This is a genomic window from Pseudomonas sp. P1_C12 (genome assembly GCF_056406435.1).
The window spans coordinates 131,217-145,204 of the sequence record NZ_JBFUAE010000013.1 but is presented as its reverse complement, the minus strand read 5'-3'; the positions used below and the strand labels follow the sequence as shown (position 1 = coordinate 145,204).

The window sequence follows — 13,988 nt, the reverse complement described above, 5'->3', positions numbered from 1 at the left end:
CGCGATGCGACTACTTACGCGGCTTGATCCGCGCAGTCGCCTCCGCCACCAGCGGATCATCCGGCCAGTAATGTTTCGGATAACGTCCCTTCAAATCCTTCTTCACCTCCGCATAGGTGCTGCGCCAGAAGTTCGCCAGATCCTGCGTCACCTGCACCGGCCGCCGCGCCGGGGACAGCAGATGCAGCTTGACCACCTGCCGGCCCCCGGCGATGCGCGGGGTCTCGGCCAGGCCAAACAACTCCTGCAAACGCACCGCCAGAATCGGCGGCTGTTCGCTGTAGTCCAGACGAATCGACGAGCCCGACGGCACGTTCAAATGATGCGGCGCCAGCTCGTCCAGCCGTTGCGGCAATGGCCACGGCAACAGATTGTGGACGATGCTCGACAGGTCGAGATTGGCGAAGTGACTGAGCCGGGAAACCTTGCCCAGATACGGCATCAGCCAGTTCTCCAGACTCTTGAGCAACGCCGTGTCGCTGACATCCGGCCACTCGCTGTCACCCTTTCCGGCGAGGTCCAGTTGCCGCAACAACGCCACCCGCGCCTGCCACTGACGCAGCTCCGGGGTCCACGGTAATAGCTCCAGGCCTTTGCGCCGCACCAGGTTCACCAGCGCCTGACTGCGGGCGGTTTCGTCGAGGCCCGTGAGTGGCTCGCGACTGAGGATCAGTTCACCGACCTTGCGCTGACGCTCGGCCCGCAGCACGCCTTCACGCTCATCCCAATCCAGTTGATCGACGCAGCGCACCTGCTCTGCCAGCACTGAATCGAACAGCGCCGGATCGAAGTCCGTCGCCAGGTAAATCCGCTCCTCACGCTGGCCCTGGCGACTGCCCAGATCGGCGATCACCAGCCACGCCTGCTTCATCAGACTGTCGGCCTCGGCGAACAGTGCGGCACGGCCGTTGGCCAAACGATACTCAGCGCCACCGGCACGTCGCTGTTGGGCGACACGGTCGGGATAGGCCAGCGCCAGCAACGCGCCGAGCCAGCGCGGATGATCCGGATCGCTGACCGGCTCCGAGGCTTTGCCGCGCAGGTAACCACGATATTGCCGCGCCAGTTGCCGTGCGCGCTGCACGCCGCCCTGGGCACCGCGTGCGGCGCGTTCTTCGCCAGACAGCAGCACCAGCCGACTGTGCAAATCCGCCCCGGCGCCACGCAAGATATCGCGCTCGCCGAGCAGCGCCGCGACGTCGCAGGCCATGTCCGCCAGCCCCAGTGCCTGGCCACGCAACAGCAAATGCGCGATACGCGGATGCGCCGGCAGTTCGGCCATGGCCTGACCGTGGCGGGTCAATGCGTCCCCCTCCAGAGCTCCCAGGCGTTCGAGCAGGTCCTGAGCCTGTGCATAAGCGGCGGCCGGCGGCACGTCGAGCCACACCAGTTGCCCGGGCGTCACGCCCCAACGTCCCAGTTGCAAGGCCAGCCCGGCGAGGTCCGCCGAAAGGATTTCCGCACTGCCATAGGCCGCCAGTTGCTCGTGTTGGTCCTGGGACCACAAGCGATAACACACGCCCGGTTCCAGTCGCCCGGCCCGGCCCGCGCGCTGGGTGGCGCTGGCTTTGGAAATGCGCTGGGTGTCGAGGCGGGTCATGCCGCTGCCGGGGTCGAAACGCGGCACCCGTGCCAGCCCGGCATCGATCACCACGCGTACGCCGTTGATGGTCAAACTGGTTTCGGCGATATTGGTGGCCAGCACCACTTTGCGTTTGCCCGCCGGTGCCGGATCGATCGCGGCCCGCTGCGCGGCGAGGTCCAGTTCACCGTGCAATGGGCACAGTAGAACCTGAGTATTTTCGCCCAAGGCATCCGCCAGTTGCTGATGCACGCGGCGGATTTCCGCCTGCCCCGGCAGGAACACCAGCACGCTGCCGGTCTCGTCGTTCAAGGCTTCGAGGATGGTCTGCACCAGACGCGGCTCGATGAATTCACCAGACTGGAACGGCCGGCCCCAGCGCATCGCCACCGGGTACATGCGCCCTTCGCTGCGCAGGATCGGCGCGTCGTCGAGCAACCCGGCCAAGCGTTCGCCTTCAAGCGTGGCGGACATCAAGAGGATTTTCAGCGGCTGATCGTCACGGAACAGTTCGCGGCCATTGAGGCTCAAGGCCAGCGCCAGATCAGCGTCGAGACTGCGCTCGTGAAATTCGTCGAAGATCAGCAGGCCCACGCCTTCCAGTGCCGGGTCGTCCTGCAGGCGCCGGGTGAGGATGCCTTCGGTGACCACTTCGATACGAGTGTTGGGGCCGACCTTGCTGTCGAGCCGAATGCGATAACCCACGGTCTCGCCGACCTTCTCCCCCAGCTCACTGGCCAGCCGTTCCGCCGCTGCACGCGCGGCCAACCGGCGGGGTTCGAGCATCAGGATGGTCTGCCCGGCCAGCCACGGCTCGTTGAGCAAGGCCAAAGGTACGCGGGTAGTTTTACCGGCGCCGGGCGGCGCTTCGAGCACGGCTTCGTGGCGTGTAGCGAGGGCTTCACGCAGGGCGGGTAAAACTTCATCGATCGGCAAAGAAATCATGCTGGCTCCAAAACAGAGGGCCGAGTATAACGGCGAACTGTCAGGCGTTCGTCAGGGTCTTAATTCATACCGACGACGTTTCGTTTTGAGATTACCCAGGAGATTTCATATGCGTGCTCCCTTTCGCCTGATTGGCGGTGTTCTGGTCGCAACCTTGCTGACTCAAGTGACAGCCTGCGGTTCGATTTTCTACCCCGATCGCCGCGGCCAGATCGAAGGCAAGATCGACCCGGCCATCGCCGCGCTCGACGCCGTTGGCCTGCTGTTCTACATCATCCCCGGCCTGATCGCGTTTGCCGTGGACTTCGCCACTGGCGCGATTTATTTCGAGCCGGGCAAGACCGCCCAGGTCGATCCACAAAAACTCAAGGACGCCATCGGTCCCGACGGCAAGGTCGATAACCGCAAGTTGCAGACTATTCTGGAAAGCGAACTGGGCCGCAGCTTCCCGCTGGACGATCCACGCCTGATCCAGAGCAAGGGCAGCGCCCAACAACTGGCGATGTTCGGCCTGCAACCAGCCGCGTAGTCCCTGCGCGCCAAAGGAATCCTCAAGGAACGATGGCCACTATGACCTCCAGCTCCGAACACGCCCGCCTGCTGCGGCTGGCGACCCGTGCCTCGGTGGCGGTGGCGTGCACCTTGATCGTCGCCAAAGGCATCGCCTGGTGGCTGAGCGGCTCGGTGAGCATGCTCGCCGGGCTCACCGACTCGGCACTCGACGGCGTCACGTCATTGCTCAACCTGCTGGCGGTGCATTACGCCCTGCGCCCCGCCGACAATGATCATCGCTACGGGCACGGCAAGGCTGAGTCATTGGCAGGCATGGCCCAGGCGCTGTTCATTGGCGGCAGTGCGGTACTGATTGCGTTGCATGCCTATGATCGGCTGAAACACCCCGAACCGGTCGGCGCGCCGTGGATCAGCATCGGTGTGATTGTGTTCTCGCTCGCCCTGACCCTGGCCTTGCTGATGTTGCAACATCGGGTGGTCAAGGCAACCGGCTCCAACGCCGTGCGTGCCGACTCGCTGCATTACCGTTCGGACATATTGCTCAACGGCAGCATTCTGCTGGCGCTGGTACTGGCCGGGTTTGGCTGGGATCAGGTCGATGCCTGGTTTGGTCTGGGCATCGCCGCTTATATCTTTTGGAGCGCGGTGCAGATCGCCCGGGAGAGTTTTGCGGTGTTGATGGATGAAGAACTGCCGCCGGATGTCAGCCAGCACATGCTGGAATTGGCGTGTAGCGTGCCCGGTGTGTTGGGTGCGCATGACTTGCGTACGCGGATCTCCGGCAACCAGTGGTTTGTGCAGTTGCATCTGGAGTTGCCGGGGGAACTGACGTTGTCAGTCGCCCACGGCATCAGCGATCAGGCGGCCGCAGCCATTCACAGCGCCTACCCGCGCGCCGAAGTGCTGGTGCACGCCGACCCGCGGGAAGTGGTGAAAGCCGCCCGGGCTCAGTAATTCACCTGATAACCGCGACTGCTCAGGCAGTTGCCCTGAGCCTGTCGGTAGGCTTGCACCACCGCCGGGTCTGGCTGGTAGGTGGCGGTTCGTGGATCGAAACCACTCTGCTGCACCGCGTATTGATAGCACTCGTAACCATCCCGACTGACCTGCTCCGGCGACTGCCCGTTGGCTGGATATGCCTCCACGTCATAACCATTGTTGCCGGCGGGTGGTTGCGATTGGCCAACCGGCGGCTCGACCACGACGTAGTCCTGAGTGCTTTCCTGATAGGCGTAGTAGGAGCCCGCCGCGAGGAACAGCAGCGCCCCGCCGATCCACAACTGCTGGGCGTAATCGGGCAGGTATCTGACTCGAATCCCGCGCGGTGGCTCTACCACCTCATAACGCGGGCCTAGCGGGCGATACCAGTAGCCACCGGAATAGTAGTAATCCATGCCACGGTAAGGCACGCGGAAGTTACGCTCGGGGAAGCGGTCGATCACCTGGCCGGGGCGATACCTGGGGCCTGCCCCCCAGCCGTTACCATGGCCACTCGGGCGCCCCTGCCAGTGATTGTCATTGGACGGTGCGCCTGTGTAGCCATTCCAGTGCTGGTTGTAATCGTTGCGACGCGGCTGATCCTGGTAGTAACCGCGCTGCGGCGGCTGGGTCTGGTGCACGGTGTCGGGGCGGGGCTGGATCGGCATGTCAGTGGCCGGCGCCTGCGGCGGTGGAGGCGGCGAGCGAACCCGGCTGTTGAAGTCCGGCGCTGGACGGTTCTGCCACTGACCATTGTTCTGATGTTGATTCTGGCCGTTGTGCTCGGACTGGCGGTTGTCATTGTTCTGCGCGCGGGGCTGATTCTGCTGCTGGCCGTTTTGCGGGTGCGGCTGGTTGTTGCCACCCTGGCCCTGGTTATCACCCTGATGCCCTCCCTGGCCATGTTGCCCGCCGTCATGGCCACGGTTTTGCTGCTCATCGGCCATCGTTTGCGCAGTGACACTGACACACAGCAAACCAACACCGGCCAAACGCCAGAAACGCGATTTCATGCTTTTCCTCATTAAGAGTCAGGGCCTGTACGTAAGACTGGGAAAGCACCGACCGGTTCTGCAACAGGTTATCAGTCACGCAACTTATTTATTGAGGGTCGGGGGGCAAATTCCACACGCAAGAAAAAGGGGAGACCCGTCGGCCTCCCCTTAGAGAACTTCGTCCTGGCTCGACGCTTGTGGCGCCGGCTCACCTCACGCCGTCTTCTGGACAGTGTGTAGCTCGGGGGCCGGCACATCCCCGGTGGGGGTGGCGACCGCGGCGGGCCTGATTCGGCGAGCCGCACTGGACTGTTTGTCCGAGCAGTGATTCTGGTGATAAGAATAGGCCGGGAGCACCGGCAGAGGATTGCGAAGATTGCTGAATTAAACATCACTTGCGCAATTTTTAACCCCTGACACATAATCCTCAGCAATAGTTACGACAAAGGACCGTTTGATGAGCAAGCTCGACCGTTACGACCTGAGTATTTTGGCGGAATTGCAGCGCGACGCACGCATCTCCAACCAGGAGCTGGCCGAGCGCATCGGCCTGTCGCCTTCGCCGTGCTCGCGGCGGGTCAAGCAACTGGAAGACGACGGCTACATTTCCCGCCAGGTCGCCCTGCTCGACCGCAAAATGCTCGGCCTGAGCCTGACGGCCTATGTGCTGATCGGCATGGACCGTCACACGCCGGAGCGTTTCGAGAATTTCGAAGCGGCCATCCGCACCCTGCCTCAAGTGCTTGAATGCAGCCTGGTGACCGGGATGGATGCCGACTATCAACTCAAGGTCGTGGTGCCGGACATGGATCACTACCAGAAACTGCTGCTGGGGCATCTGACGCGGATTGAAGGGGTGACCAGTGTGCGTTCGAGCTTTGTGCTGAATCAGGTTTTGAACAGCACCGAACTGCCTTTGACTCATCTGCGTAGCTGATGGACTTTCGCAGGAGCTGGTAGGAGCTGTCGAGTGAAACGAGGCTGCGATCTTTTGATCGTCCATAAGAAGCAACATCAAAAGATCGCAGCCTTCGGCAGCTCCTACAAGAGCAGGCCGGGCGACGAATGACTGCGACACACCGACGCAGGTCAATACAGCGCGAACCCGCGCAGGCGTATACTCCCCGCGCCCTTTTAGCCTCGCCCGCGCCGGAGATGTTCGATGGACCCTGCAGTTTTCGAAGAGTGGATGATGACCGGCCTGGTCAGCATCCTGATCATTTTCATGGGTTTCATCGTCTGGGATCTGGCGAAGAAGTCCAAGGCCGGGCGCTTTGGCTCGTTCATTCTGTTCTTCGTGCTGGGCCTGGGTGTGGCGGCGTTCGTGATCAAGAGCGTGGTGATCGGCCTGATCGAATCCGGCGCCTTATAAGCGCGCCGGTACTTCTTTCCACTGTCCCTGATCGAGCCCTTCGATCGTCCAGTCACCGATTCTGACCCGTACCAGGCGCAACGTCGGCAAACCCACCGCAGCGGTCATGCGCCGCACCTGGCGGTTGCGCCCTTCGCGAATCACCAACTCCAGCCAACTGGTCGGCACGCTTTTACGAAAGCGCACCGGCGGATTGCGCGGCCACAGCTCGGGTTCGTCCAGTTGCCGCGCCTCGGCGGGCAAGGTCATGCCGTCATTCAATTCCACGCCGTCACGCAAGCGCTGCAATTGCTCGGCGCTCGGTTCGCCCTCGACCTGCACCCAATAGGTCTTGGCCAGTTTGTGTTTCGGATCGGCGATCCGCGCCTGAAGCTGACCGTCGTTGGTCAGCAGCAACAAGCCTTCGCTGTCGCGGTCCAGCCGTCCGGCCGGATAGATTCCCGGTACTTCGATGTAATCCTTGAGGGTCGCGCGCCCTTCGCCGTCGCTGAATTGCGTCAGCACATCGAACGGTTTGTTGAACAGGATCAGTTTCGGCTCGGCCGGCGGTGCCTTGGCGACACGGCGCTGGGCTGAAGTAGAGGGTTTCGCGCCAGGGCGGCGGGAAACGGGGCGTTGAGGACGGGACATGGCGAAGTGAACATCTAACGATCAGGGCTGCTAATGCTAGTGCCCCGACCGCCAAATGACCACGACAACCGTTAGCGGAACGGTGGCTCGTCGAAGCTGCGCAGTTTGCGCGAGTGCAATGAGTTGAGCTCGGTACGCAACAGATCCACCGCCTCGATACCAATCTTCAAGTGCTGGCTGACCGCGCGCTCATAGAAGGCGTTGGCCGAGCCCGGCAACTTGATTTCGCTGTGCAGCGGTTTGTCCGAGACGCACAACAACGTGCCATACGGTACCCGCAAGCGATAACCCTGGGCGGCGATGGTGCCGCTTTCCATGTCCACCGCCACGGCGCGGGACAGATTGATCAGCGGACGTTCCTGGGCCCAACGCAGTTCCCAGTTACGGTCGTCGTAGGTCAGCACGGTACCGGTACGCAGGCGTTTCTTCAGTTCGTCGCCCTTCTCGCCAGTGACGTTGGCCGCCGCTTGCTGAAGCGCAAGCTGCACTTCGGCCAGGGCTGGAATCGGAATGTTCGGCGGTACCACCCGGTCGAGAATGCCGTCGCGGCGCATGTAAGCGTGGGCCAGCACATAGTCGCCGATGGTTTGCGACTGACGCAGGCCGCCGCAGTGGCCGATCATCAGCCAGCAATGCGGACGCAGAACGGCAAGATGGTCGGTGATGTTCTTGGCGTTGGACGGGCCGACGCCGATGTTGACCAGCGTCACGCCGTGGCCGTCACTGGCGATCAGGTGATAGGCCGGCATCTGGTAGCGGTGCCAGACCACCCCGGCGGCAATCGCCGAGGCTTCGTCGTGGTCCATGCTCTTTTCGATGATCACATTGCCCGGTAACACCATGCGCACGAAACGCGGGTCTTTGCGCAGCTGTTCCAGACCATGGACGATGAACTGGTCGACGTAGCGGTGATAGTTGGTCAGCAGAATCCACGGCTGCACATGCCGCCAGTCGCTGCCGGTGTAATGCACCAGTCGGCGCAGGGAAAAATCCACCCGCGCGGCATCGAACAGGGCCAGGGGCAGCGGATCGGTGTTTTCCCAATCGTACAAACCGTCGGCAATGCCGTCGGTCGCGGCCGACAGGTCGGTACTCGGGAACACCCGCGCCAGCACGGCAGCGGTGACGCCGGAACCCGCGAGCTCATCGCCCTGCTCGACCACATACGGATACGGGATGTTCTGCTCGCTGACACCGACTTCCACGGTCACGGTGAAGTCGTGCATCAGCGGAACCAGCTGTTCCAGCAGGTATTTACGGAAAGCCGATGGATGGGTGACGGTGACGCTGTAGGTGCCCGGCAACTGGACCTTGGCGTAGGCACGGGTGGTCTGCGGGACTTCGCCCTGGCAAAGGTAGGTCAGGCGCAGCTCGGGATAACGGAACTGCGCTCGCTGCTCGGCATCAGGCTCGACGCGATCCTTGAGGTAACGCTTGAGCGCCTGGCTCAGCGCGGTGGTTGCACGATTGTGCAAGAGTGCAAGCCGATCCACGGCTTGCTCGGCGGTTTGAACGACAATAAAAGCTTCGGTCACGATCAGCATCCTGTGTTCTGACTTGCAGACCTTCATCTTGCCTGCATCGTCGCTTCACGGGAACAGCCAAAAAAGATCGCAGCCTGCGGCAGCTCCTACAAGGGCTCGTCGTGCACCCGTAGGAGCTGCCGCAGGCTGCGATCTTCTAACCAATCAGAATCCTTGTGGAGTCGAGCGGGCGACAATGGCTTCCACGTCCAGGCCTCGTGGCAACGCGCCGTAGACTCGCCCGCCACCCTCCAGACGACTGGCGATGAAGGCATCACTGACCACCGCATTCCCGGCTTCCAGCAACAATTTGGCCTGCAGCCCCAGCGCAATGTCCTCGGTCAACTGCCGGGCGCGGTACTGAATGTCGCTGGAGTCCTTGAATGCCGCCTGCAATTGATGGATGTGCGCAGCCAGGCGCTTGTCACCATGGCCATCGCCCAACTCACTGAACAGCGCGTCGAGCACACCCGGTTCTTTCGACAGGGCACGCAGCACGTCGAGACATTGCACGTTGCCGGAGCCTTCCCACGTCGAATTCACTGGCGCCTCGCGGTAAAGCCGCGGCAGGATGCTCTCTTCGACATAACCCGCGCCGCCCATGCATTCGGCGGCTTCGTTGATCATGGCCGGCGCCCGCTTGCAGATCCAGTACTTGCCCACTGCCGTCACCAGTCGGGCGAATTTGGCTTCCTGTGAATCATCCAGATGATCCAGCGCGCGGCCCATGCGCAGGCTCAAGGCCAGGGCGGCTTCGCTTTCCAGCGCCAGATCCGCCAACACGTTCTGCATCAACGGCTGTTCGCTGAGCAGTTTGCCGCCAACCGAACGGTGAGCGCAGTGATGGCTGGCCTGAGTCAGCGCCTGACGCATCAGTGAACTGGACCCGACCATGCAATCGAAGCGGGTCATGGCGACCATCTCGATGATCGTTGGAACACCCCGGCCCTCTTCACCGACCATCCACGCCAGCGCACCACGGAACTCCACTTCGCTGGAGGCGTTGGAGCAGTTGCCGAGCTTGTTCTTCAGGCGCTGGATGTAGAACTGATTGCGTGTGTCGTCCGGGCGGTGACGCGGCAACAGGAAACAGGTCAGGCCCTTGTCGGTCTGCGCCAGTGTCAGGAACGCGTCGCACATCGGCGCCGAGCAAAACCACTTGTGCCCCACCAGTTCATAGGCCTGGCCCGGACCGCTGGCACCGACCGGATACGCCTTGGTGGTATTGGCCCGCACATCGGTGCCGCCCTGCTTCTCGGTCATGGCCATGCCGATGGTGACCCCGGCCTTGTGGGCCATGCCGACGTTGCGCGGATCGTATTCGGTGGCGAGGATTTTCGGCAGCCATTTTTCAGCCAGGTCCGGTTGTAGACGCATGGCCGGAACGCTGGCGAAGGTCATGGTCAACGGGCAGCCACTGCCGGCTTCGGCCTGGCTGTGCAGATACGACATCGAAGCTCGGGCGACATGGGCGCCGTCCTGCGGGTGCGCCCAGGGCAGCGAGGTCAAGCCGTGCTCGACCGCCGCGCGCATCAATTGGTGATAGGCCGGATGAAATTCCACCAGATCGATACGATGACCAAACCGGTCATGGCTGTTGAACACCGGCTTGTTCTGATTGGCCAGGAACCCGGCTTCCATCAACGGGCCACCGGCCAGTGCGCCGTAGGCATCGATCCGCGATTCGGCCCAACCGGCCCCGAACCGCCGCGACCATTCCTGCAACGGCAAATCGATGCGGTACAGGTTGGCGCCATCCAGTGACGGTGGCTGGTTGGTGACTTCGTGGGTTTCGGCGAACTGATGCAGGTTCATGACAGGGCTCCTTTGGTCGGCCAAGGGACTTCAGTTAAGCACCACCCCTCGGCCGAACAAAGTGTCATATACGCCTAACTGTCGGCGCTTTCGCCCTGTTGCGAGCAGAGCACACGGCGGTAGAGCACGGCCTGCAAGTCTTCGAATTTCACCGGTTTGCTCAAGTGATCAATCACCGCACCGGTCGGGCAGCGCTCACGGTCACCGCCCAGGGCAATCACGAACAGCGGCAGTTCGGCATAACCCGGCAAAGCGCGGATCTGGCAGCACGCCGACTCACCGCCCTGCAGCGGCAACTGAGAATCGACCAGCACCGCATCAAACCCTTCGCGCTGCAAGAGATCGAGCGCGACGTCGGCGCTGTCGGCCGTACGCACACGGAACCCCAGCTTGAGCAACATGCCGCGCATCACCAACTGACTGATGCTGTTGTCATCCACCAACAGCACGGCACAATCCTGAGGCAAGCGCAGGCGCGGAAAATCCCGGGACATCAACGGCGTCACCGGGCGTTCGGCCACCGCCAGTCCGACTTCCACATCAAGCTGAAACCGGCTGCCGCGTCCTGGCTCGGTGCGATGCGTCAGGCGTCCACCGAGCAATTCGACCAACTGTCGGCAAATCGCCAGGCCAACACCCAGGCCACCATATTCACGGGTCATCGAGGCATCGAGCTGGAAGAACCGTTGATACATCTTGGCCTCCCCCAAATCAGTGAAGCCAATGCCCGTATCGATCACCGCAAAGGTCAACGCCAGCCGGTCGGGCTCAATGGCCTTGCCGGTCACCCGCAGGGCCAGGCCGCCGATCCTGGTGAACTTGATGGCATTATCCAGCAGACATTCCAGGCACTGCGCGATCTTGACGTTGTCGCCGTGCAAGCGATCCGGCACACCTGGCGCGATATCGACCTTGAAGTCCAGCGATTTGCTTGATGCGTTGCCCTCGAACTGCATGCGCAGTGCCTCGACCATGCCGCGCAAGCTGAAGGTATCGGCCGAGGCCTTGAGTTTGCCGGCCTGCAGTTCGGTGAGGGTGAGGATGCCGTTGACCATACGCATCATGTCCCGCGCCGATCCCGCAGCCGTCTGCTGATACTGCTCGAGCTCCGGGTCCATTTCGACCGTCTGCATCAGCTCCAGCGAACCGATCACACCGTTCATCGGCGTGCGCAGTTCGTGGGTCAGGGTGGCAAGGAACTCGTCCTTGAGCTTGTTACTGCGAGCCAGTTGCTGGTTGAGCACTTCAAGCTTCTGGCTGGCGTCGAATAGCGTTTGCGCCTGCTGTTCGCGCATGTCGTTGATACGGTCGGCCAGCGCCAGGGACAGCAACGCCACTTCGATGGCCGAGCCGATCTGGCTGGAATACATGGTCAGGAACACGTTCGGCAGGTAGCCCAGCACCATCAGCGTATTGACGATGCCGCCGAGCAAAAACGCCGACCAGGCAATAATGAAATACCGCGCCACCCGCAGCCCCCGCAGCCAGGCAAAGATCCCGGCGGCAAAAATCACCACGGTGAACGCCAGCGCCAGCGCCGTGGCCAGGCGCAGGGCCAGGGCGTAACTGCTCATCAACGACAGTCCGACCACCAGTACACCGAAGGCAACCAGCGCCAGCAACAAGCGGTCGAGCCAGCGACTGTGGGTAGCCATTTGCAGGAAACTGCGGGCGAACTGACTGCCGAACAACCCCGCACAGCCGATGAAAAACGGCGTCGCGGCGTTGGCCCACCAAGGGTTGTCCGGCCAGAAATACTGCACGGCCGCACCGTTTACCGACAGCTGATACAAGCCGAACGAGGCGATATAGAAGATGTAGTAGAGGTAACTGGTGTCGCGCACGCTGAGGTAGATGAACAGGTTGTAGACCAGCATCCCCAGCAGCACACCGTAGATCAGCCCCAGTACGTAGAGGCGCACGGGTTGCTCTTCGAGGTAGGCGGTGCTCGACCACAGGGTTACCGGTGCCTGGATCGAGCCTTCGCTTTGCAATCGCAGGAATACGGTTTCGGCCTGGTCCGGTTTGAACGTCAGGTCGAACAAATAGTTGTTCTGACGAATCTCGCGGCTGGCGAACGGCAAGGCATCGCCGGTCTGCCTGACCCGCTGATAGTTGCCGGCCGCATCAGGCAAATAGAGATCAAGATGATCGAGGGGCGGATAGGCCAGTTCCAGCAGCCAGGTCCGTTGCGCCGCCGGATTGGCCGGACGGTAATGCAGGTCGATTTTCAGCCAGAACACCGAACGCGAGTACCCGGCGTTGAGCGTGTCCTTGTGGTGCGGTTTGAAGTTTCCGGCCGCCGCTTGCGCACGGATATCCGCAATGGTCGCCTGACCACCTGCGTCCTCATAGACCTGCAGGGTTCGGCCCAAGGGGAGGCTTTGAGTGAACTCATCGAACTCGACGGCGTTTGCCAGGAGGGGCAAACACAACAGCAACATCAGCAAATAGTGCATTGAAGCCCCAGCGTGGCCTGTCCGGTTCTGTCAGGAAGCCCCCCATTCCTTTTGAGCAGACGTAAAAACGATATTACCTGTTATTGGTTTGGATCCACTCTAGCATAGCCGTTGATAGCCATTAAACACCATTGAAATTTTTCCTACAAAGGCTCTAGGACGGGCGTTCCAGCGCCATGTATTGAGTTAGAGCTGTTGGCTTGGTCAGAAAGATCAAAAGATCGCAGCCTTCGGCAGCTCCTACGGATTTGCATCGATCCACGGTCCATGTAGGAGCTGCCGCAGGCTGCGATCTTTTGCTCGCTGCGCAATCGGCTCCGATACGTGCGCACACCGAAAAAACATGTTTGGTGGTAAGCTCGCGCACCATGAATATCTACAGCTCTCGCCCCGTTGTCCTCTGTCTCTCCGGCCACGACCCAAGTGGTGGCGCCGGCTTGCAAGCAGATATCGAAGCCCTGCTCGCTCAGGGTTGCCATGCAGCTCCGGCCGTCACCGCCCTGACCGTGCAAGACACCGTCAATGTCACTGACTTCCGCGTCCTCGACCGTGAGTGGGTACTGGCCCAGGCCAACGCCGTGCTCAACGATTCCGAAGTCGCGGCAGTCAAACTGGGCATGCTCGGCTCCCTGGAAATGGTCGATACCGTGGTCGAACTGCTTTCGGCGCACCCGCACTTGCCGGTGGTCTGCGATCCGGTGCTGCGCGCCGGCGGCGGCGGACGCCTGGGCAAGGACGAAGTCGGCTATGCCATGCGCGAACGCCTGCTGCCCTTGTCGATCATTGCGACCCCCAACCTTCCCGAAGCCCGGATCCTCGCCGAACTGCCTGAAGGCACCGCGGACGAGTGCGCTGAAAAACTCCTGCCGTTCGTCAAACACCTGCTGATCACCGGTGGCCATGGCGACGAAACCGAAATCCACAATCGCCTGTACAGCCGCGACGGCCTGCGCGAAACCTTTACCTGTCAGCGCTTGCCGGGCAGCTATCACGGTTCCGGCTGCACCCTGGCCAGTGCGCTGGCCGGTCGTCTGGCCCTGGGCGAAAACCTCGCCAGTGCCGTACAGACCGCGCTTAACTACACATGGCGCACCCTGCGTGATGCCGAGCAGCTGGGCAAAGGCCAGTTTGTGCCGCGCCGTTTGCCACTGGATTTCTGTTCGTAACTTCCATTTG

The 13,988-nt window shown here is 61.8% G+C and carries 11 protein-coding genes; 5 read left to right on the top strand and 6 right to left on the bottom strand.

The window, feature by feature from the left end:
* Nucleotides 1-10: 10 nt before the first annotated feature.
* Nucleotides 11-2,527 carry an ATP-dependent helicase HrpB gene (gene hrpB / locus AC1D19_RS21595; RefSeq protein ID WP_477764496.1) on the bottom strand — a complete coding sequence of 839 codons (2,517 nt, stop codon included), beginning with the start codon at nucleotides 2,525-2,527 and terminating at the stop codon, nucleotides 11-13.
* A 109-nt stretch (nucleotides 2,528-2,636) separates the two neighbouring features.
* Here hrpB and AC1D19_RS21590 point away from each other — a divergent pair, with 109 nt between their 5' ends.
* Nucleotides 2,637-3,056, top strand: coding sequence for a hypothetical protein (locus AC1D19_RS21590; protein ID WP_008022979.1), 420 nt, complete (start codon nucleotides 2,637-2,639; stop codon nucleotides 3,054-3,056).
* 41 nt (nucleotides 3,057-3,097) lie between these two features.
* Nucleotides 3,098-3,994, top strand: a complete 897-nt coding sequence (locus AC1D19_RS21585) for a cation diffusion facilitator family transporter (protein WP_477755747.1) — start codon at nucleotides 3,098-3,100, stop codon at nucleotides 3,992-3,994.
* Here the strand turns inward: AC1D19_RS21585 and AC1D19_RS21580 are convergent.
* A complete protein-coding gene (locus AC1D19_RS21580) occupies nucleotides 3,988-5,031 on the bottom strand; it encodes a DUF6515 family protein (protein ID WP_477755746.1) in 1,044 nt (347 codons plus the stop codon). The genes AC1D19_RS21585 and AC1D19_RS21580 overlap by 7 nt on opposite strands.
* 439 nt (nucleotides 5,032-5,470) lie before the next feature.
* On the opposite strand from AC1D19_RS21580, the gene AC1D19_RS21575 reads away from it, so the two are divergent.
* Together AC1D19_RS21575 and AC1D19_RS21570 are read left to right on the top strand one after the other, a co-directional pair.
* Nucleotides 5,471-5,950 carry an Lrp/AsnC family transcriptional regulator gene (locus AC1D19_RS21575; RefSeq protein ID WP_007937367.1) on the top strand — a complete coding sequence of 160 codons (480 nt, stop codon included), beginning with the start codon at nucleotides 5,471-5,473 and terminating at the stop codon, nucleotides 5,948-5,950.
* Between the two features lie 225 nt (nucleotides 5,951-6,175).
* Nucleotides 6,176-6,385, top strand: a complete 210-nt coding sequence (locus tag AC1D19_RS21570) for a DUF2788 domain-containing protein (protein WP_003185724.1) — start codon at nucleotides 6,176-6,178, stop codon at nucleotides 6,383-6,385.
* Here AC1D19_RS21570 and AC1D19_RS21565 read toward each other — a convergent pair.
* From AC1D19_RS21565 to AC1D19_RS21550, 4 genes are all read right to left on the bottom strand, one after another.
* A complete protein-coding gene (locus AC1D19_RS21565; RefSeq protein WP_477764495.1) occupies nucleotides 6,380-7,015 on the bottom strand; it encodes a pseudouridine synthase in 636 nt (211 codons plus the stop codon). The two genes, AC1D19_RS21570 and AC1D19_RS21565, sit on opposite strands and share 6 nt — an antisense overlap.
* Nucleotides 7,016-7,086: 71 nt before the next feature.
* Entirely contained in the window at nucleotides 7,087-8,586 is a 1,500-nt protein-coding gene (gene amn, locus AC1D19_RS21560; protein ID WP_477764494.1) for an AMP nucleosidase, read from the bottom strand.
* 117 nt (nucleotides 8,587-8,703) lie between these two features.
* Nucleotides 8,704-10,353 (bottom strand): acyl-CoA dehydrogenase family protein, encoded by a 1,650-nt coding sequence (locus AC1D19_RS21555; protein ID WP_477759721.1) that lies wholly within the window; start codon nucleotides 10,351-10,353, stop codon nucleotides 8,704-8,706.
* A gap of 74 nt (nucleotides 10,354-10,427) precedes the next feature.
* On the bottom strand, nucleotides 10,428-12,812 hold the full coding sequence (locus AC1D19_RS21550; protein WP_477764493.1) for a 7TM diverse intracellular signaling domain-containing protein: 2,385 nt from the start codon (nucleotides 12,810-12,812) through the stop codon (nucleotides 10,428-10,430).
* A 368-nt stretch (nucleotides 12,813-13,180) separates the two neighbouring features.
* Between AC1D19_RS21550 and AC1D19_RS21545 the strand changes: the two genes are divergently transcribed.
* Complete coding sequence (locus AC1D19_RS21545) at nucleotides 13,181-13,978, top strand: hydroxymethylpyrimidine/phosphomethylpyrimidine kinase (RefSeq protein ID WP_477753820.1); 798 nt, start codon at nucleotides 13,181-13,183, stop codon at nucleotides 13,976-13,978.
* The last annotated feature ends 10 nt before the right edge of the window (nucleotides 13,979-13,988 follow it).

Excerpts from the sequence above, each read along its gene's own strand:
- AC1D19_RS21550 (WP_477764493.1), bottom strand. The coding sequence starts at position 12,812 with ATGCACTATTTGCTGATGTTGCTGTTGTGTTTGCCCCTCCTGGCAAAC.
- AC1D19_RS21565 (WP_477764495.1), bottom strand. The coding sequence starts at position 7,015 with ATGTCCCGTCCTCAACGCCCCGTTTCCCGCCGCCCTGGCGCGAAACCC.
- AC1D19_RS21590 (WP_008022979.1), top strand. The coding sequence starts at position 2,637 with ATGCGTGCTCCCTTTCGCCTGATTGGCGGTGTTCTGGTCGCAACCTTG.
- AC1D19_RS21575 (WP_007937367.1), top strand. The coding sequence starts at position 5,471 with ATGAGCAAGCTCGACCGTTACGACCTGAGTATTTTGGCGGAATTGCAG.
- AC1D19_RS21585 (WP_477755747.1), top strand. The coding sequence starts at position 3,098 with ATGACCTCCAGCTCCGAACACGCCCGCCTGCTGCGGCTGGCGACCCGT.
- AC1D19_RS21580 (WP_477755746.1), bottom strand. The coding sequence starts at position 5,031 with ATGAAATCGCGTTTCTGGCGTTTGGCCGGTGTTGGTTTGCTGTGTGTC.
- AC1D19_RS21545 (WP_477753820.1), top strand. The coding sequence starts at position 13,181 with ATGAATATCTACAGCTCTCGCCCCGTTGTCCTCTGTCTCTCCGGCCAC.
- AC1D19_RS21570 (WP_003185724.1), top strand. The coding sequence starts at position 6,176 with ATGGACCCTGCAGTTTTCGAAGAGTGGATGATGACCGGCCTGGTCAGC.
- amn (WP_477764494.1), bottom strand. The coding sequence starts at position 8,586 with ATGAAGGTCTGCAAGTCAGAACACAGGATGCTGATCGTGACCGAAGCT.
- AC1D19_RS21555 (WP_477759721.1), bottom strand. The coding sequence starts at position 10,353 with ATGAACCTGCATCAGTTCGCCGAAACCCACGAAGTCACCAACCAGCCA.
- hrpB (WP_477764496.1), bottom strand. The coding sequence starts at position 2,527 with ATGATTTCTTTGCCGATCGATGAAGTTTTACCCGCCCTGCGTGAAGCC.